The 18,658-nt window shown below is 71.1% G+C and carries 17 protein-coding genes; 10 read left to right on the top strand and 7 right to left on the bottom strand.

The window, feature by feature from the left end:
* Positions 1-177 precede the first annotated feature (177 nt).
* The 7 genes from ACIBST_RS06025 (at position 178) to ACIBST_RS05995 (ending at position 8,541) form a co-directional block, all read left to right on the top strand.
* Positions 178-1,494: an ammonium transporter gene (locus ACIBST_RS06025; protein WP_397169509.1), complete on the top strand. Its 1,317-nt coding sequence runs from the start codon at positions 178-180 to the stop codon at positions 1,492-1,494.
* The gene (locus ACIBST_RS06020) at positions 1,491-1,829 is read left to right on the top strand and encodes a P-II family nitrogen regulator (RefSeq protein ID WP_352321406.1); all 339 of its coding nucleotides are present in this window, start codon (positions 1,491-1,493) and stop codon (positions 1,827-1,829) included. The genes ACIBST_RS06025 and ACIBST_RS06020 overlap by 4 nt, the downstream gene beginning before the upstream one ends.
* Positions 1,826-4,051, top strand: coding sequence for a [protein-PII] uridylyltransferase (locus ACIBST_RS06015; protein ID WP_397169507.1), 2,226 nt, complete (start codon positions 1,826-1,828; stop codon positions 4,049-4,051). Before ACIBST_RS06020 ends, ACIBST_RS06015 begins: the two co-directional genes overlap by 4 nt.
* 224 nt (positions 4,052-4,275) lie before the next feature.
* Positions 4,276-7,149, top strand: a complete 2,874-nt coding sequence (locus tag ACIBST_RS06010; RefSeq protein WP_397169505.1) for a nitrate- and nitrite sensing domain-containing protein — start codon at positions 4,276-4,278, stop codon at positions 7,147-7,149.
* A 21-nt stretch (positions 7,150-7,170) separates the two neighbouring features.
* Positions 7,171-7,593 (top strand): roadblock/LC7 domain-containing protein, encoded by a 423-nt coding sequence (locus tag ACIBST_RS06005; RefSeq protein ID WP_357971168.1) that lies wholly within the window; start codon positions 7,171-7,173, stop codon positions 7,591-7,593.
* 26 nt (positions 7,594-7,619) lie between these two features.
* Complete coding sequence (locus ACIBST_RS06000; RefSeq protein WP_125631446.1) at positions 7,620-7,982, top strand: DUF742 domain-containing protein; 363 nt, start codon at positions 7,620-7,622, stop codon at positions 7,980-7,982.
* A complete protein-coding gene (locus ACIBST_RS05995) occupies positions 7,963-8,541 on the top strand; it encodes an ATP/GTP-binding protein (RefSeq protein ID WP_352321413.1) in 579 nt (192 codons plus the stop codon). The genes ACIBST_RS06000 and ACIBST_RS05995 overlap by 20 nt, the downstream gene beginning before the upstream one ends.
* On the opposite strand, the gene ACIBST_RS05990 is transcribed toward ACIBST_RS05995, so the two are convergent.
* Complete coding sequence (locus ACIBST_RS05990) at positions 8,538-8,939, bottom strand: hemerythrin domain-containing protein (RefSeq protein ID WP_397169503.1); 402 nt, start codon at positions 8,937-8,939, stop codon at positions 8,538-8,540. The two genes, ACIBST_RS05995 and ACIBST_RS05990, sit on opposite strands and share 4 nt — an antisense overlap.
* Positions 8,940-9,013: 74 nt before the next feature.
* On the opposite strand from ACIBST_RS05990, the gene ACIBST_RS05985 reads away from it, so the two are divergent.
* Positions 9,014-9,466, top strand: coding sequence for a MarR family winged helix-turn-helix transcriptional regulator (locus tag ACIBST_RS05985; RefSeq protein ID WP_397169502.1), 453 nt, complete (start codon positions 9,014-9,016; stop codon positions 9,464-9,466).
* Here ACIBST_RS05985 and ACIBST_RS05980 read toward each other — a convergent pair.
* Positions 9,455-10,222, bottom strand: coding sequence for a TetR/AcrR family transcriptional regulator (locus tag ACIBST_RS05980; RefSeq protein WP_397169500.1), 768 nt, complete (start codon positions 10,220-10,222; stop codon positions 9,455-9,457). The genes ACIBST_RS05985 and ACIBST_RS05980 overlap by 12 nt on opposite strands.
* 81 nt (positions 10,223-10,303) lie before the next feature.
* Here ACIBST_RS05980 and ACIBST_RS05975 point away from each other — a divergent pair, with 81 nt between their 5' ends.
* Together ACIBST_RS05975 and ACIBST_RS05970 are read left to right on the top strand one after the other, a co-directional pair.
* Entirely contained in the window at positions 10,304-11,242 is a 939-nt protein-coding gene (locus tag ACIBST_RS05975; RefSeq protein ID WP_397169498.1) for an ATP-binding cassette domain-containing protein, read from the top strand.
* The gene (locus ACIBST_RS05970) at positions 11,239-12,027 is read left to right on the top strand and encodes an ABC transporter permease (RefSeq protein ID WP_397169496.1); all 789 of its coding nucleotides are present in this window, start codon (positions 11,239-11,241) and stop codon (positions 12,025-12,027) included. Before ACIBST_RS05975 ends, ACIBST_RS05970 begins: the two co-directional genes overlap by 4 nt.
* A gap of 6 nt (positions 12,028-12,033) precedes the next feature.
* Here ACIBST_RS05970 and betA read toward each other — a convergent pair whose 3' ends face one another.
* From betA to ACIBST_RS05945, 5 genes are all read right to left on the bottom strand, one after another.
* Positions 12,034-13,680: a choline dehydrogenase gene (betA, locus tag ACIBST_RS05965; protein WP_397169494.1), complete on the bottom strand. Its 1,647-nt coding sequence runs from the start codon at positions 13,678-13,680 to the stop codon at positions 12,034-12,036.
* Positions 13,656-14,591 carry an ABC transporter substrate-binding protein gene (locus tag ACIBST_RS05960; protein WP_397169493.1) on the bottom strand — a complete coding sequence of 312 codons (936 nt, stop codon included), beginning with the start codon at positions 14,589-14,591 and terminating at the stop codon, positions 13,656-13,658. Before ACIBST_RS05960 ends, betA begins: the two co-directional genes overlap by 25 nt.
* Positions 14,592-14,653: 62 nt before the next feature.
* Positions 14,654-15,631, bottom strand: a complete 978-nt coding sequence (locus ACIBST_RS05955; protein WP_352350246.1) for an ABC transporter substrate-binding protein — start codon at positions 15,629-15,631, stop codon at positions 14,654-14,656.
* The gene (locus ACIBST_RS05950; protein WP_397169491.1) at positions 15,628-17,541 is read right to left on the bottom strand and encodes an ABC transporter permease; all 1,914 of its coding nucleotides are present in this window, start codon (positions 17,539-17,541) and stop codon (positions 15,628-15,630) included. Before ACIBST_RS05950 ends, ACIBST_RS05955 begins: the two co-directional genes overlap by 4 nt.
* On the bottom strand, positions 17,538-18,518 hold the full coding sequence (locus ACIBST_RS05945; protein WP_397169489.1) for a glycine betaine/L-proline ABC transporter ATP-binding protein: 981 nt from the start codon (positions 18,516-18,518) through the stop codon (positions 17,538-17,540). The genes ACIBST_RS05950 and ACIBST_RS05945 overlap by 4 nt, the downstream gene beginning before the upstream one ends.
* Positions 18,519-18,658: the final 140 nt, after the last annotated feature.

Here is an 18,658-nt window from a genome sequence, read left to right as displayed (position 1 = left end):
CTATTAGGTTAGGCAATCCTAAGTATCTCATGACCGGATCGGCGCGTGTGAAGGGGCCGAAACCTACCCGAAACACCGTGCCGACGAGATTCACCGGCGCGAAACACTGCAGGTCGAGCCACGAAACCCCGGCCGAACACGCTGTGGCCACACGTCACATGTAAGGAGGGTCGCGTCGTGAAGATCGATAGCGGCACCACAGCCTGGATGCTCGCGGCCACCGCGCTGGTGTTGCTGATGACTCCAGGTCTCGCGTTCTTCTACGGGGGCATGACCAGGGCCAAGAGCGTCCTGAACATGATGATGATGTCCTTCGGCGCCATCATCACGGTCACCGTGGCCTGGGTGCTGTTCGGGCACTCGCTCGCCTTCACCGACAACGGCAGCTCGCTGCTGAACAACGTCGTCGGCGGCTTCGACGCCCTGGGCCTGCAGAGCCTGGTGGAGACGGCCACCAAGGACGACGGCACAGGCATGCCGAGCCTGGTCTTCTCGGCCTTCCAGCTGACGTTCGCCATCATCACCGTCGCCCTGATCAGCGGCGCGATCGCGGACCGGGCGAAGTTCGGCGCGTGGATCCTGTTCAGCGTCATCTGGGCCACCGTCGTCTACTTCCCGGTCGCCCACTGGGTGTGGGGCACCGGCTGGCTCAACACCATGGGCATCGAGGACTTCGCCGGCGGAACCGTCGTGCACATCAACGCCGGCGCCGCGGCGCTGGCCCTGGCCCTCGTGCTCGGCAAGCGCCAGGGCTGGCGCAAGGAGCCGATGCGGCCGCACAACCTCACGCTGGTCCTGCTCGGCGCGGGCCTGCTGTGGTTCGGCTGGTTCGGCTTCAACGCCGGCTCCGAGCTGGCCGTGGACGGCACCGCCGGGCTGGCGTTCATGAACACCCAGATCGCCACGGCGGTCGCCGCGGGGGCCTGGCTCGTCGTGGAGAAGCTGCGCGACGGTCACGCCACCAGCCTCGGCGTCGCCTCCGGCGCGGTCGCCGGCCTGGTCGCCATCACGCCGGCCTGCGGCTTCGTGGACCCGTGGGCCGCGATGGTCATCGGCCTGGCCGCCGGCGCCGTGTGCGCCTACGCCGTGGGCCTGAAGTACCGCCTGGGCTTCGACGACTCGCTCGACGTGGTCGGCGTGCACCTGGTCGGCGGCGTCATCGGCGCCGTCTCGCTCGGCTTCCTGGCCGCCTATCCCTTCCTCGACCAGCAGAGCAAGGGCCTGTTCTACGGCGGCGGCCTCGGCCAGCTCGGGCTCCAGGTGCTCGGCCCGGTCGCGATCGGCGGCTACTCGTTCGTCGCCACCTGGATCGTCGGCAAGCTCATCGACAGGACGATGGGCTTCCGCATCTCCGCCGAGGACGAGCTCACCGGCATCGACGTCACCACGCACGCCGAGACCGGGTACGACCTCGGCACGGTCTACGCCTCCGGCGTGACCACCCCGAACGGTCCGCTCACCCCGGCTCCGGCACCCAAGAAGGTGGAGGCATGAGGCTCATCACCGCGATCATCAAGCCGTTCAAGCTCGACGACGTCAAGGCGGCGCTGGAGCAGTTCGGCATCAAGGGCATGACGGTCAGCGAGGCCAGCGGCTACGGCCGCCAGCGCGGCCACACCGAGGTCTACCGCGGCGCCGAGTACCAGGTTGACCTGGTGCCGAAGGTGCGCCTGGAGGTGCTGACCGAGGAGGACGACGCCGAGGACGTCATCGACGTCATCGTCAAGGCGGCGCACACCGGCAAGATCGGCGACGGCAAGGTCTGGTCCGTGCCCGTCGACACGGCCGTGCGCGTACGCACCGGAGAGCGAGGGCCGGAGGCCCTGTGAGAGGAGAGGCGCGCTCGTACGCCGCGGCCCGCAAGGAGCGGACCGCGGACACCGACCGCTGGCTCAAGGACCTCTTCAGGACGGCGAGCGACGGCGACCAGGTCTCCCTGGTCGCCGTCGGCAGCCTCGGCCGCGGCGAGCCGGCCCCCGGCAGCGACCTGGACCTGGTCCTGCTGCACGACGGCCGGGCCGACGTCGCGCGGATCGCCGACCGCATCTGGTACCCGATCTGGGACTCCAGCGTCGGCCTCGACCACTCCGTGCGGACCGTGGCGGAGGCCGTGGCCGTGGCCAGGCAGGACCTCAAGGCCGTGCTCGGCCTCATCCAGGCCAGGCACGTCGCCGGCGACCCCGACCTGACCCGGAGGGCCAGGGAGGCGGTGCTGGCCGAGTGGCGGGCCGACTCGCGGCGCAGGCTGGGCGAGCTGCGCGCGTCGGCCGACCGGCGGGCGCAGGTCAGCGGCGAGCTGGCCTTCCTCCTCGAACCCGACCTCAAGGACGGCCGCGGCGGGCTGCGCGACGTCCAGGCGATGCAGGCCGTGGCGGCGGCGTGGGTCGCCTCGGCGCCGGGACCGCGGGCCCGCGAGGCCCACGAGTTCATCCTCGACGTGCGGCACGCGCTGCACGTCGTCACCGCGCGCGGCGCCGACCGGCTGGTGCTCCAGGAGCAGGACGCGGTGGCCGGGCTGCTCGGCCTGCTGGACGCCGAGGCCCTCATGCGCCGGCTCGCCGAGGCCGGCCGGACCGTCTCCCACGCCTTCGACGCCACCTGGCGCACGGTTGACAGGCTGCTGTCAGGGCCGGTCCCGCGCGGGCGCCGTCCGCTGGCCGACGGCGTGGTCGAGCACGGCGGGGAGGTGGTGCTCGCCAGGGGCGCGGACCCGCGCAAGGACCCCGTCCTGGTGCTGCGGGCCGCCGCCGCGGCGGCCGGCTCCGGGCTGCCGCTGGCGCCCGCCACGGTGTCCGTCCTGGCTGCTCAGTCGGCTTCGATGCCGGTGCCGTGGCCGGAGGAGGCGCGAGACGCGCTGGTGTCGATCCTCGGCGCGGGACGGGCCGCCGTGCCGGTGTGGGAGGAGCTCGACCAGGCGGGCGTGCTTGTCAAGCTGCTTCCTGACTGGGAGCGCGTGCGGCACCGTCCGCAGCGCAACCCCATCCATCGCTTCACCGTCGACCGGCACCTGATCGAGGCCGCCGCGAACGCCGCCGGCCACGCCCGCGAGGTCTCCCGTCCCGACCTGCTGCTGATCGGCGCGCTCCTGCACGACATCGGCAAGGGCTGGCCGGGCGACCACTCGGCGACGGGCGAGGTCGTGGTGCGCGACATCGCCCGCCGCATGGGGCTGCCCGCCCGCGACGTCGAGACGCTGGCCACGGTCGTCCGCCACCACCTGCTGCTGCCCGAGACCGCCACCCGCAGGGACCTCGACGACCCGGTCACGATCGAGAAGGTCGCCGCCACGGTCGGCTCCCGCGAGGTGCTCGACCTGCTGGCCGCGCTGGCCGTCGCCGACGGCAACGCGACCGGGCCGGCCGCCTGGAACGCCTGGAAGGCAGGGCTGGTCGCCGACCTCGTCCGCCGCGTGAGGTCCGTGCTGTCGGGCGCGCCGCCGCCCAGGGCGCCCTCGATCCCGCCCGAGCAGGCGGCGCTGGCCCGGCACGGCGGCGGCGCGGTGCGCGTCAACGGCGGCGCGGTCACCGTCGTCGCGCCGGACCGGGCCGGGCTGCTGTGGAGCGCCGCCGGGGTGCTGGCCGCCCACCGGATGGTCGTCCGCTCGGCCTCGGCCGCCTCCGCTGGCGGCACGGCGGTCATCGAGTTCGCCGTCGTGCCCGAGTACGGCTCGCCGCCCGACCCCGCCACCCTGGAGGCCGACCTCCGTCTCGTCCTTGCCGGCCGTCTTGACATCGAGCAGCGGCTGGCCCGCCGGACCAGGTCCGTGCGGCCGCCGCGGGTACCTGTGGCTCCACCTCGGGTGACACTGGTGGACGACGCCTCCGCGACGGCCACCGTGGTGGAAGTCAGGGCCCATGACAGGCCGGGGCTCCTGTGGCGCATCGGACGGGCGTTCGGGGAGTGCGGTCTTGACGTGAGAGCCGCCCGCGTGGAGACTCTCGGCGCGGAGGCGGTGGACGTCTTCTATGTCGTGGACCGCGCCGGTCGCCCCCTCAGCGACAGCGCGCAGCGAGCTCAAGTCCACGATCAGGTGCTGGCCGCACTGCGATAACCAACAGTGAACAACTGTCGGTCACATATGTAACGATTGTGTCCGAAATGCCTGTTAAGTCGGATGCTGCGGATACCTTGTGGACGGCTTTGACACCCGTCGTTGAACGGGACGATTGAGGGGTAGCGAAAGCAGTGATCACGGGGAACTCCGACAGCGGCCATGCCGCGAGGCGGGACCGCGGGAAGCGGTCGCTGCCTCGCCTCGGCCTGCGCAACTGGCGCGTGAGATGGCGTCTGACGGCGCTCATCCTCGTGCCCACCATCGCCGGCGTCGTGCTCGGGGGAGCGCGTGTGGTCGGCTCGGTCCAGAGCATCGGCGACTACGACCGCACGGCCACCGCGGCCGAGCAGTCCGGCCGGATCCGGGACCTGGTGCAGGCACTCGGCCTGGAGCGTGACACGGGGGGCTGGATCGGCGCCTATCCCAAGTTGCGCAAGTCGAAGGCCGGCGAGCTCGCCGAGTACAAGGCCGCGGTGGACAAGCTGGTCACCAGCGTCCGCGCGGACCTCGACACCATGGACGAGTCCTACGGCGAACGCGTCGTGAAGGCCGCCGGCCAGGCCAAGTACGACCTCAACCGGCTGTCCAAGATCCGCGCCGAGGGCCAGGCCGACACCATCCGGTACGACTTCCTCACCGACACCCTGCTCAAGCTGCACGACGAACTCGCGCTGCTGTCGGACGACTCCCAGATCATCGGCCACTTCCGCGCCCTGAGCGCGCTCGCGCAGGCCAAGGAGGAGATGTCCCGCCAGCGCGTGCAGCTGCTGAAGAACTCCTACAACGTCGAGCGCGTCGACGCCAAGGAGGTCGAGCGGTTCATCGCCTCCAACGCCCGCGAGCAGAGCGACATCGCCACCGTGGGCGCCGAGGCCGGCGTCGAGATCGGCCTGCAGCTGTCCAAGCTGCTGACCGGCAAGAACGAGTACGTCAACGTCCAGCTCACCAAGGCCCGCGCGGTCACCCTGGCCAGCGGCCGGGCCCCGGGCGTGCGGATCGCCGACAACCTGATCTCCTCCCGGTCCAACGCCCGCGAGCAGTGGTTCAACGACAACAAGGTCGCCATCGGCGTCCTGCACGAGATCGAGAAGGACCTCGCCGACAAGGTGAACCTGCGCAGCCAGGAGCTGCGCGAGTCCGAGATCCGCAACGCCATCATCGCCGGTGTGCTGATCCTGGCGCTGTTGCTGGTCGTGCTGCTGCTCACCGTGGCCATCGCCCGTTCGATGGTCGGCCCGCTGCGCCGGCTGCGCACCGAGGCCCTGGAGATCGCCGGCTTCCGGCTCCCCGACGTGGTCCGCCAGCTCCGCGTCTCGGGCGAGGCCAGCACCGACGTCCGCCCGATCGAGGTCGAGGGCCAGGACGAGATCGGCGAGGTCGCGCGGGCCTTCGACCAGGTCCACCGCCAGGCCGTGCGCCTGGCCGGCGAGGAGGCCGAGCTCCGCAGCAACATCAGCTCGATGTTCGTCAACCTCTCGCGCCGCACCCAGACGCTGGTCGAGCGGCAGATCTCGCTGATCGACGGCCTGGAGAAGGGCGAGCAGGACGGCGGCCGCCTGGCCGACCTGTTCAAGCTCGACCACCTGGCCACCCGCATGCGCCGCAACTCCGAGAACCTGCTGGTCCTGGCCGGCCACGAGGCCACCCGCCGGCGCAGCCAGCCGGCCAAGCTGGTCGACGTCGTGCGCGCCGCGCTGTCGGAGGTCGAGGGCTACGAGCGCGTCCAGGTCAAGGTCCACCGGGCCACGTCCGTGCAGGGCAGCGCCGCCAACGACCTCGTCCACCTGGTGGCCGAGCTGGTCGAGAACGCGATCCAGTTCTCCCCGAGCAACTCCCAGGTCCTGGTCTCCAGCAGCCTCATCGAGGGCGGCGGCGCGCTGCTGTCGGTGAGCGACTCCGGCATCAGCATGACCGAGGAGGAGCTGGCCGAGGCCAACCGCCGCCTGGCCGAGCCGCCCGTCGTGGACGTGTCGGTCTCCCGCCGCATGGGCCTGTTCGTGGTCGGCCGGCTGGCGCTGCGCCACGGCATCCGGGTGCAGCTGCGCAAGGGCGAGGGCGAGGGCCTGATCGCCATGGTGCTGCTGCCGCCCACGCTGATCGCCGACAACATGCAGCAGCCGCTGCCGCAGCGCCCGGCCTTCGGCGGCGGGACCGTGCCGCCGCCCGCGCCGAACGGCTCGTTCCGGTCGTTCGGCAGCTTCGACTCGGTCGAGGCGAACGGGGCCAGGCCGGCTCCGGGCGCCCCGGCCAGGTTCGGCACCGGACCGTCGGCGCCCGCCGCGCCCGCCATGCCCGCTGCGCCCCCGGGGGCCTTCGACAGCGCGGCCGCCGGGCCGCCGTCCTTCGACAGCGCTCCCTCGGGGCCGCCGTCCTTCGACAACCCGCCGCCGGCGCCCAGGCACGGGCTCGGGGCGTTCAACTCCGACCCGGGCCGTCCGGTCAACGGCTTCACGGCCGACACCGACGGCGGCTCCTACCGGCGGCAGCCGTCCTCGTTCGACTCCGGGGCCTACCCGTCGTTGCCGTCGGGCACCGGCTCGTTCCCGTCGTACCCGGCCGGCGGCAACGGGGCGTTCCCGACGCCGCCGCCGTACGCGACGAACTACGGGACGAACGACGTACGCCGTCCCGATCCGGCGCCCTCGGTGGACGTCTCGCCGATGGAGCCGGAGCAGGAGGAGTTTCTGCCGATCTTCGCGTCGGTGGAGTCCGCGTGGTTCCGCAGGCCGCCGGGGGAGCCGGCGCCCGAGGCGTCCTCGTCCGGCGAGAACGGCGGTGAGGCGAGGCCCGCGCAAGCCGTACCCTCTGGGGAGGAAGCGTGGCAGACGGCCGCGGACGCCGGTTGGCGTGCGGCGGCCAAAGCCAGCGAGCCCAGCCTCGGCGGCGTGACCGCCGCGGGGCTCCCCAAGCGCACCCCCAAGGCCAATCTGGTCCCCGGCACGGCCAGCCAGCCCGCTCAGCAGCAGGCTCAGCAGTCGCCGCCGCCGGCGCCGCCGGTCTCAGCCGACCGGATGCGCAGCCGCATGGCCAGCTACCAGAAGGGTGTGCGACGGGGCCGCCAGGAAGTACGTGGACAGGAGGAACAGAGTGAGTAAGCGTCCCGCTGGGGAGGATGCGTGACAACGCTGAGCCATGAGGCCAACCGCTTCGACTGGCTGATCACCGACTTCGTGCGCAACACTCCGGGGGTCGCGCACGCCGTGGTCGTCTCGGCGGACGGCCTGTGCCTGGCCGCCTCCGAGGGTTTCCCGCCGGACCGGGCCGACCAGCTCGCGGCGGTCTCCGCCGGGCTGCTGAGCCTGACGGTCGGCGCGTCCAGGGTGTTCGAGGGCGGCGCGGTGTCGCAGACCGTCGTCGAGATGCAGCGCGGGCTGCTCCTGGTCATGGCGATCAGCGACGGCTCCGTGCTCACGGTGCTGGCGGGTCCTGATTGTGACATGGGGCTGGTGGCGTACCAGATGACGCTGCTGGTAGACAGAGCGGGACAGGCGCTCACGCCGGCCCTGCGCGCCGAACTCCAGGCCGCCAGGACCCGGTGATGTGATGGAACTGATGGGAGAGGGCCGTGTACGGCAGTGACGGGACCGGGGACGACGAGCCCCTGTTCCGTCCTTACGCGGTGACCGGCGGCCGTTCCGAGCCGCGGTATCACCTCGCGATGGAGACGCTGATCTCGTCGATGTCGATCCCGGACGACGAGATGGCCATGCTCACCCCCGAGCAGGAGGCCATCATGCAGCTCTGCAGGACGTTCCGGTCGGTCGCCGAGATCTCGGCCCTGCTCCGCGTCCCGCTGGGCGTGGCGAGGGTGCTTGTGGCGGACATGTCAGACGAAGGTCTCGTCCGCCTGCACCAGCCACGCCTCAGCCAGGGACAGCCAGACCTCAACATGCTCGAAAGGGTGCTCAGTGGACTTCGCAGGCTCTAGCCCCGGCCTCACTTCGACGAAGATCGTCGTCGCTGGTGGGTTCGGCGTCGGCAAGACGACGTTCGTGGGGGCGGTGTCCGAGATCCTCCCGCTCACCACGGAAGCGGTGATGACCGACGCGTCCGCGGGCATCGACGACCTCGGGTTGACGCCGAACAAGCAGACCACGACCGTCGCCATGGACTTCGGCCGGCTCTCGCTCGACCGCGACCTGATCCTGTACCTGTTCGGCACCCCCGGACAGCACCGGTTCTGGTTCATGTGGGACGACCTGGTCCGCGGCGCCATCGGCGCGGTCGTGCTGCTCGACACCCGCCGCCTGGCCGACAGCTTCCCCGCCATCGACTACTTCGAAGAGGCCAAGCTGCCGTTCGTGGTGGGCATCAACGGCTGGGACGGGCAGTTCCCGCACACCGACGACGAGGTGCGCGAGGCGCTGGCGCTGGGCTCGCACGTGCCGATCGTGCGCACCGACGCGCGCAACCGCGAGTCGGTCAAGACGACGCTGATCTCGCTGGTCGAGCACGTCGTACGGCTGCGCGCGGCCCCCGTCCGCTAGCCGCCGACCGCCCACGGGGCGCTCTCCAGCGAGTTGAGCACGGGCACCAGCGCCTGCTCCTCGTCGTCGAAGTGGCTCTCCAGCTCGGCGGCGAGGCGTTCGATCGCCGCCGGGTCGCTCGCGGCGCGCAGCTCCTCCACCAGCGCCGCGATCACCTCGTGCCCGCGGCGCAGCCGGTCGAGCGCCTCCTTCAGCTCCGGGCGCACGCTGTCCAGGTGCGGGAACGCCACCCGGTCCTCGCCGGAGTGGTGGAAGCTCAGCGCGTCGCAGAAGGTCAGGCAGTGTGCCCGCAGGTCGTCCGTGACGGCACCGCCCGCGCGCAGCGCCGCCAGCTCGCCCCTGAACCAGTCGTGCACCTTGACCAGCTCGTCCCCGAAGGCCCGCACCCGCTCGTCCATGTCACTATCCTTTGCCCAGACGACGACAAATTAGCTTTGCAAACAAAGCTAATTTAGACAGCAAGGTATTGGTGATGTCAACCGACGGCTTGAGCGTGGACGAAGGCATCAGGACGCTGCTGCTCCTGATGCCGCGCATGGTGGGCCGGGCCAAGCGGCTCAAGGTGCCCGAGGCGCTGCGGTCGCTGTCGCTGGCCCCCCGGCACCTGTCGCTGCTGGCCTACCTGCTGTTCGACGGCCCGACGACGGTCAACGAGCTGGCCGGGCGCCTGGAGGTGGCGCCGGCCACCGTGAGCCTGATGGTGGGCGAGCTGAGCAGGAAGGGCGTGCTGGAGCGCCGCGAGGACGACGCCGACCGGCGCCGCACGATCGTCAGCATCGCCCCGGCCCACCAGCAGGCGATCACCGAATGGCTCGGCTACGGCGCCACGGCCTGGCGGGCCGCCCTCGACCCGTTGACGCCGCAGGAGCGGCAGACGTTCGTGCGCACTCTGCTGGCCTACGAGCAGGCGTTGTCAGCCCGCTGACCGGCTGTCGACCAGCACCTCGACCCCGTCGAGCACGCGCTGGAGGCCGAACTCGAAGGCGTGCTCGGGGCTGTAGGCGGCCTGCAGCGCCTCCCCGGCCGCCTGGCCGACGCGCGAGGCCGTGGGGAACATGGCGGGATCGGAGATCCGGCTGAGGAAGGGCGCGTGCGCGGCCCACCACTGCATGTCGGTCATGCCGGTCTGGCTCTCGGCCTGGGCGGCCTCCACCGCTCCCCGCGCGGTGCCGTGCACGAAGCCGGTGACCAGCGTGATCACCGAGTCCATCTCCAGGTCGGTCAGGCCGATGCCGTCGATCGCGCGCAGCTCGTAGTCGTACTTGGCGGTGACGTTGGGGCCGAGGACCGGGCGGCTCGCCGCCACCTGGAGCAGCCACGGGTGGCGCAGGTAGAGGGCGAAGTTCTCGCGGGCGATCAGCTCCAGCCGGGCCCGCCAGCCGCCCGGCACGTCCTCGGGGCGGGCGGTCTCGCCGTAGACGGTGTCGAGCATGACGTCGAGCAGCTCGGGCTTGCCCGGCACGTACGTGTAGAGCGACATCGTGCCCACGCCCAGCTTCTCGGCCACCCGGCGCATGGACAGCGCCGCCAGGCCCTCGGCGTCGGCCACGTCGATGGCGGCGCGGACGATGCGCTCGACGCTCAGCTCGGGCTTGCCCTTGCGGCTGGCCCGTTCGCTCGTCCGCCACAGCAGCGCGAGGCTGCGGGCCGGGTCGCCCTTGCCCGGGTATTCGACAGTCACCCTCGTACGGTACACCGTACGGTTGCGTGCGTCGATCGTATGCCGTACGGTACGGCGTACGCTTCAATAGGGGAGGTGGCCATGTCCGCAGTGCTCGCCCAGGGCCTGCGCAAGACCTACGGCTCGAAGACGGCGCTCGACGGCATCGATCTCGACGTGCCGGAAGGCACCGTCTACGGCCTGCTCGGGCCCAACGGCGCCGGGAAGACCACCGCCGTCCGCATTCTCACCACGCTCCTTCGCCCCTCGGCCGGCCGGGCGGAGGTGGCCGGGTTCGACGTGACGGCCGAGCCGCGCCGGGTCCGCGCCGCCATCGGCCTGGTCGGCCAGCAGACGGCCGTGGACGAGATCCTGACCGGCCGGCAGAACCTGGAGCTGTTCGGCCGCCTCTACCACCTGAGCGCGCCGGCCGCCCGCGCCAGGGCCGCCGAGCTGCTGGAACGCTTCGGCCTGACCGGGCACGACGGCCCGGCCAAGGAGCTGTCCGGCGGCCTGCGCCGAAGGCTCGACCTGGCCGCCAGCATGATCCTGGCGCCGCCCGTCCTCTTCCTCGACGAGCCCACCACCGGTCTCGACCCGCGCAGCCGCGCCGGGATCTGGGACGCGGTGCGCGAGCTGGTCGCGGGCGGCACGACCGTGCTGCTGACCACCCAGTACCTGGAGGAGGCCGACCACCTCGCCGACCGGGTCGCGGTGATCGACTCCGGCCGGCTGGTGGCCGAGGGCACGCCGGAGGAGCTGAAGTCCAAGCTCGGCGGCGACCGGCTCGACGTGGTGATCAACGACCCGGCGCGGCTCGACGAGGCGGCAGCGATCCTCTCGGCGGCGTCCGCGGGCCCCGCCGAGATCGACCGGGACACCCGGCACGTCAGCGCCCCGGTGGCCGACCGGGTCAGCGCGCTCACCCGGGTCCTGCCCGCGCTGGCGGCGGCCGGCATCGAGGCCGCCGACGTCGCGCTGCGCCGGCCGACCCTCGACGAGGTCTTCCTGAACCTGACGACCGCGGGAGGCGATCGATGACCGCACTCAGATGGGCGCTGGCCGACGGCTGGACCGTCGCCCGCCGCGACCTGATCCACTGGGCCAACCAGCCCATGACGGTGGTCTTCGGGGTGCTCTTCCCCGTGGTGATCACCCTGGCCTTCGGCTACCTGTTCGGCGGCGCGGTCGAGGTGCCCGCCGGAGCCGACTACTTCGCCTTCCTCATGCCCGGCATGTACGGCATGACGATGCTCTTCGGCCTGAGCTCCACCATGATCGCCGTCTCCTCGGACGTCTCCAAGGGCGTCACCGACCGGTTCCGGTCGATGCCCATGGCGCCCTCGGCCGTGCTGGTCGGGCGAGCCGTGGCCGACCTGCTCAACTCGGTCCTGATCCTGGGCGGGCTGCTGCTGTGCGGCCTGGCGGTGGGCTGGCGGCCCGCCTCGGCCGGGGGCGCGCTGGGCGCGATCGGCCTGCTGCTGCTCCTGCGCTTCGCCCTGCTGTGGGCGGGCATGTACCTCGGCCTGCTCACCCGCGACCCGGGCGCGGTGGTCGCGATCCAGACGCTGGAGTTCCCGATCGGCTTCCTGTCCAACGCCTTCGTCGCGCCCGGCACCATGCCCGGCTGGCTGGGCGCGATCTCGGAGTGGAACCCGCTCTCCTCCACGGTCGCCGCCGCCAGGCAGCTGTTCGGCAACCCGGGCTGGGGCGGCGACTCGTGGGTGGCCCAGCACGCCGTGACGATGGCGGTGCTGTGGCCGGCGGCGATCACCGTCGTCTTCTTCGTCCTGTCCGTCCGCCTGTACCAGCGGCTGGACCGGTAGACCGGCTCAGGCGTGGCGGTGGAAGGCCGTGGTGTCGGGGGCGAGGGGGGTGTTGCCGAGGATCAGGTCGGCGGACTTCTCGGCGAGCATCATGACCGGGGCGTAGATGTTGCCGTTGGTGACGTACGGCATGGCGGAGGCGTCCACGACGCGCAGGCCGTCCAGGCCGTGCACGCGCATGGTGCCGGGGTCGACCACGGCCAGGTCGTCCACGCCCATCTTGCAGGTGCACGACGGGTGGAGGGCGGTCTCGCCGTCCTTGGCCACCCAGGCCAGGATCTCCTCGTCGGTCCGGACGTCCGGGCCGGGGGAGATCTCGCCGCCGTCCAGGCCGGCCCAGGCGGGCTGGGACAGGATGGCGCGGGCGTGCCTGATCGCCTCCACCCACTCGCGGCGGTCCTGCTCGGTGGAGAGGTAGTTGAAGCGCAGCGCGGGCTTGGCGCGGGGGTCGGCCGACCGGATCCGCACCGAGCCGCGGGCGTCGGAGTACATCGGGCCGATGTGCACCTGGTAGCCGTGGCCGCCGGCCGGCGCCGAGCCGTCGTAGCGCACGGCGATCGGCAGGAAGTGGAACATCAGGTTCGGGTACGCGACGTCGTCGTTGGAGCGGATGAACCCGCCCGCCTCGAAGTGGTTCGTGGCGCCGGGGCCGCGCCGCAGGAACAGCCAGTCGGCGCCGATGAACGGCCGCCGCCACATCGCCAGCGACGGCTGCTGCGAGACCGGCTGCGTGCAGGCGTGCTGGACGTAGACCTCCAGGTGGTCCTGGAGGTTCTCGCCGACGCCCGGCAGGTCGTGCACCACCTGGACGCCCACGGACTCCAGCAGCGCCTTCGGCCCGACCCCGGAGAGCTGGAGGAGCTGCGGGGTGTTGATCGCGCCGCCGCACAGGACGACCTCGCGCGCCTCGATGCGCTCGCCGCCGCACTGGACGCCCACCGCCCGCGTCCCCTCGAACAGCACCTTCTCCACGTGGGCCCGCGTCCTGACCGTGAGGTTGGGACGGCGGCGCACCGGATGCAGGTAGGCGCGGGCCGCGCTGAGCCGCCGGCCCCGGTGGACGTTGCGGTCGAAGGCGGCGAAGCCCTCCTGGCGGTAGCCGTTCACGTCGTCGGTGAGGGGATGGCCGGCCTGCTGGACGGCCTCGAAGAACGCCTCGAACAGCGGGCCGCGGGCCGGGCCGCGCTCCAGCTTCAGCGGGCCGTCGCCGCCCCGGAAGGGCGAGCCGGGGTCGGCCAGGCAGTTCTCCATGCGCCTGAAGTAGGGCAGGCAGTGGGCGTAGTCCCAGGTCTCCATGCCAGGATCGGCGGCCCAGCGCTCGTAGTCGAGCGGGTTGCCGCGCTGGAAGATCATCCCGTTGATGCTGCTGGAGCCGCCCAGGACCTTGCCGCGCGCGTGGTAGATGCGCCGGCCGTTCATGTGCGGCTCGGGCTCGGACTCGTACTTCCAGTCGTAGAACCGGCTGCCGATGGGGAACATCAGCGCGGCCGGCATGTGGATGAAGACGTCCCAGAGGTAGTCCGGCCGGCCCGCCTCCAGCACCAGCACGGACACCGACGGATCGGCGCTCAGCCGGTTGGCCAGGGCGCAGCCGGCCGAGCCGCCGCCCACGATGACGAAGTCGAAGCTCAACGCGGGATCCAGTCCTTCCACACGATCTTGTTCTCCTCCACCCACTGCCGGGCGGCCTGCTCGGCGGTCTTCCTGCCGTTGATCATCTCGGCGGCCACGGCGTTCTGGTTGTCGTTGGTCCAGGTGAAGTTGCGCACCAGCTCGTACGCCTTCCCGCCGCGCTCGGCGAACCGCCTGCTGACGATCTTGTCCAGCAGGTACGGCGGGTAGTCGCAGGCGACCTTGGCGGGCACGTCGTCGCACCCGATCGCGTACGGGGGCAGGTTGACCTTGACCAGTTTGACCTTGGTGAACAGCCATTGCGGTTCGTAGAAATACATGAGCAGGGGCGTGCGGGCGCGCGCCGCCGTCTGCGCGGCCTTGATCAGCGCGTCCTCGCTGCCGGAGTAGACGACCTTGTAATCGAGGCCGAGGTTCTTGATGAGAACCTCGTCGTTGGTGACGAATGTCGGGTCCCCGTCGAGCACCTGACCCAAATTTCCGGTTTTGGAGGTCCGGAATAGGGGCGCGTACTTGTTCAGGTTCCGGTAGTCGGTTATGTCGGGATATTTCTTGGCCATCCACTCGGGGACGTACCAACCGATCACGCCTTTGTTGCCGGTGAGCCCGGCCGACAATGCCACCTTCTTCTGCTCGATGTAGATCTTCTTCAGGTCGTTGTGCCCCCAGTTCTCGACGATCACGTCCACCTTGCCGGATTCGAAATCGCCCCAGGATTTCTTCTCCTCCATCCGGCGCGTGCTGACCTTGTAGCCCAGCTCGTGTTCGAGCAGGTAGGCCAGGACGGCGGCCTGGGCCTCGTACCCGGCCCAGGCGTGCACGTCGATGTTGACCGTGCCCCTGGCCGCGACCCCGGTCTCGGGGGCGCCGCCGGAGCAGGACGTCAGGAGCAGGGCCGCGAGCAGCGGCCCGGCCAGCTTCTTGGTTCGCATGAGAGATCTCCGCGACCGCGTCTCCGCCGGCGCCCGGCCGGAGGGGAGGCGGTCAAGAGGGGTCACTTGGGGAGCCAGGCCTGCCACTTGGCGGTGTTGGCCTCGACCCACTTCTTGGCGGCCTGCTCGCCGGTCAGGCCGTTGTTGGTCATGTCGTTGGCGACCGCGTTCTGGTCCTCGTTCGTCCAGCTGAAGTTCTTGACCAGCTCGTACGCCTTGCCGCCGGTGTCGGCGAACTTCTTGCTGACGATCTTGTCGAGGTCCAGCTCGGCGTAGTCGCAGGCGACCTTCTTGGCGTCGGCGTCGCAGCCCTCGGTGTACGGGGGCAGGTTCACCCGGGTCAGCTCGACCTTGTCGAACAGCCAGTGGGGCGTCCAGAAGTAGAACAGCAGCGCCTTCTTCTGCGCCTGCGCCTGCTCGGCCGCCTTGAGCAGGGCCGCCTCGCTGCCGCCGGTCACCACCTTGTAGTTCAGCTTGAGGTTCTTGACCAGGGCCTCGTCGTTGGTGACGTAGCTCGGGTCGCCGTCGAGGAGCTGGCCCTTGCCGCCGGACTCCGACGTCTTGAACAGGTCGGCGTACTTGTTCAGGTTCTTGTAGTCGGTGATGTCGGGGTACTTGTCGGCCATCCACTTGGGCACGTACCAGCCGATGACGCCCTTGTTGCCGGTGGAGCCCGCTGAGAGCGCGACCTTCTTCTCGTCGATGAACTTCTTCTTCAGGTCCGGATGGCCCCAGTTCTCGATGATGACGTCCACGTCGCCGGTCTCGAAGCCCTCCCAGGCGACCTGCTCCTTGATCTCGGGGAGCTGCACGTCGTACTTGAGCTCGTTCTTCAGCAGGTAGGCGACGACGTTCGCGCTGGCCTCGTAACCGACCCACGGGTTGATCGCGATCTTGACGGTGCCGGTCGTCGCCGCGCCGGAGGCGGCGCCGGCCGACGGGGCGGCGGAGCTGGGGGAGGTCTCCACCTTGGCGCCACCGCCGCAACCCACGGCGGTGAGGCCGACAACGAGCAGGCCTGCGAGCAGGCGAATCTTCATGTGCGCTTCCTCTTTCGGGGGGAAGGGCGCCTGTCGGCGCCCTGCGTGATGCGGTCGAGCATGACTCCGAGCAGGACGGTCGCGATGCCCGCCACGAAGCCCATGCCGAAATCCGTGCGCTGGGAGAAGCCGACGACCACGTCGTAGCCGAGCGCGCCCGCCCCGACCAGGCCGCCGACGACGACCATGGCCAGCGTCATCACGATGCCCTGGTTGGCGGCCAGCAGGATGGCCCGCCGCGCCATCGGGAGCTGGACCTTCCACAGGAGCTGGCCCGGGGTCGAGCCGGCCGACGCGGCCGCCTCGACGACCGTGCCGGGCACGCCTCTGATGCCGTCCTCGACCAGGCGCACGACGGGCGGCACCGCGTAGATCACCGAGGCGAAGATCGCGGTGAACCGGGTCGTCTCGAACAGGGCCAGCGCCGGCAGCAGGTAGACGAACGCGGGCATGGTCTGGGCGGCGTCCAGCAGCGGGCGCTGGACGGCCGACCAGCGCGGCGAGCGGGCCGCGGCCACCCCCAGCAGCAGGCCGACGACGAGGGTGACGAGCACCGCCACCGCGACCGTGGTCATCGTCTGCATGGCGTGCTCCCACACGCCGAGCAGCGCGATGGCCAGCAGGCAGCCGAGCGCGGTCAGCGCCGGGCGTATCCCGCTCACCCGCCAGGCCAGGGCCAGCACCGCGAGGGCGACCAGCCACCACGGGGCGGAGGTGAGCAGGCCCTCCAGCGGGTTGAGCAGGAAGGCCGAGGTCAGGTCCTTGACGAACGTCGTGACCGGGTACCAGGTCGTCTCCGCCCAGCGGACGGCGTCGTTCACCGCGCCGGCGAAGGAGACCGTCAGGCCGTCGGGCCAGCCCGCGGGCAGCGCGAGCCCGGCCGCCACGCCCGCGACCGCCAGCCCGGCCGCTACCACCAGGTCCGGCCGGCCGAGCGCCGCGTGCGCCTGGCGGCGGGCCACCGACATGAGCATGCGGTCGAGCACGACGGCCATGACCACGATGGCCAGGCCCGCCGGGAGCATCATGCCGACCTGGGCCCGCGACAGGCCGCGGATGATGTCGCCGCCCAGGCCGGGGGCCGAGATCAGGTTCGCGATCACGACCATCGACAGCGCCATCATGATGGTCTGGTTCACCGCCAGCGCCATCGTCGGGCGGGCCAGCGGCAGCTGCACCTTGAACAGCGTCTGACGGCGGGTCGCGCCGAGCGACGCCGACGCCTCGACCGCCGTGGCCGAGACCCCCTCGACGGCCAGCGCCGTGATCCGGATCGCCGGCGGGATCGAGTAGATCATCGTCGCGATCGCCCCGGCCGGCGCGCCGATGTGGAAGAACAGCACGAGCGGCGCCAGGTAGGCGAACGTCGGCATGATCTGCATGACGTCCAGCACCGGCGTCAGCACCCGGCGCACCCGCGCCGACAGCCCGGCCCAGACGCCGAGCGGCACGCCGACCGCCAGCGACAGCAGCACCGAGGCCGCCACCAGCGCCAGCGTGTCCACGCTCGACTGCCACAGCCCGAGCACCCCGAACGCGCCCACGCCCGCCGCCGCCAGCAGCGCGATGCGCCAGCCGCCGGCCAGCCAGGCCAGCGCGGCCAGGACGCCGATGAAACCGGGCCAGTTCAGGGCGGTGAGCGCGGTCTGGAAGAAGGTGTAGACGCCGTCGACGAACAGCCGGACGTAGTTGAGGAAGTACAGGAAGAGCGGGCTCTCGTTGCGGTGGTCGTCGATCCATTCGCGCAGGTCGGTGACCGCCAGGAACTGCGGCGCCTCCTTGTCGTGCGGCAGCGTGCCGGTGCCGCGGAAGACCAGGTACGCCACGGCGAACAGGACCGCCACCCCGGCGGGACCGGCCCATCTGGGGATCTTGAGCCTGGTGGGGGCGCTGACCGCGGTGGTGCTCACGCGCCTGCCCTCACCGCGGCGTCCGCGCCGGCCAGGAAGGACAGCAGATCCACGCGGTCCACGACGCCGGTCAGCTCGCCGCCGTCCATCACCCGGATCGGGCGGGAGGAGGCCGAGGCCGCGGCGATGGCGTCCTTGACCAGGGTGGCGGCGGGGAGCTGGGGGCCGTCCAGCGGCTCGCCGGGCTCGGGGGCGCGGCAGATCCAGCGCAGCGTCAGCACGTGGCTGCGCGGCACGTCGCGGACGAAGTCGGCCACGTAGTCGTCGGCCGGCGCGCCCACCAGCTCCTCGGCCGTGCCGAGCTGCACGATCGAGCCGGCCCGCATGATGGCGATGCGCTCGCCCAGCTTGAGCGCCTCGGACAAATCGTGGGTGATGAACACCATCGTCTTGCCGACCTCGCGGTGCAGCCGGATCACCTCGGTCTGCATGTCGCGCCGGATCAGCGGGTCGAGCGCGCTGAACGGCTCGTCGAACAGCATGACCTGGGGATCGACGGCCAGCGCGCGGGCCAGGCCGACGCGTTGCTGCATGCCGCCGGAGAGCTGGTCGGGGTAGGAGCCGGCGTACCCGTCGAGGCCGACGAGGGTGAGGATCTCGGCGGCCCGCGCGTGCCTGGCGGCCCTGGGGGTGCCCTGGATCTCCAGGCCGTAGGCGACGTTGTCGATGACCTTGCGGTGCGGCAGCAGGCCGAAGTGCTGGAAGACCATGCTGACCCGGTGGCGGCGCAGCTCGCGCAGCTTGGCGGGGGAGGCGTGGCCGACGTCCTCGCCGCCGATGCTGATGCGGCCGGCGGTGGGCTCGACGAGCCTGGTCAGGCAGCGGACGAGGGTGGACTTGCCGCTTCCCGACAGGCCCATGACGACGAAGACCTCGCCGGGGCGCACCTCGAAGCTCACGTCGCGAACGGCGGCGGTGCAGCCGGTCTTCTCTCGCAGAGCGGCGGGGTCGAGGTGTCTGTCCTCGCTGTCCAGCACCTTTTGCGCCCTGGATCCGAAGATCTTCCAAAGCCCTTCGACGCTGATAGCCGCGCTGTCGGGAGAATCCCGCACCCTCGCCTCCTCGATTGCCGGGGCTCAACATATGCGGTGAATAACGCAAATCTCAACGCTGTGAC

This window comes from Nonomuraea sp. NPDC049684 (assembly GCF_044465345.1).
Taxonomy (GTDB): domain Bacteria; phylum Actinomycetota; class Actinomycetes; order Streptosporangiales; family Streptosporangiaceae; genus Nonomuraea.
Note: the sequence above shows the minus strand (reverse complement) of the source record. Positions and strands in the feature narration are given on the sequence as shown.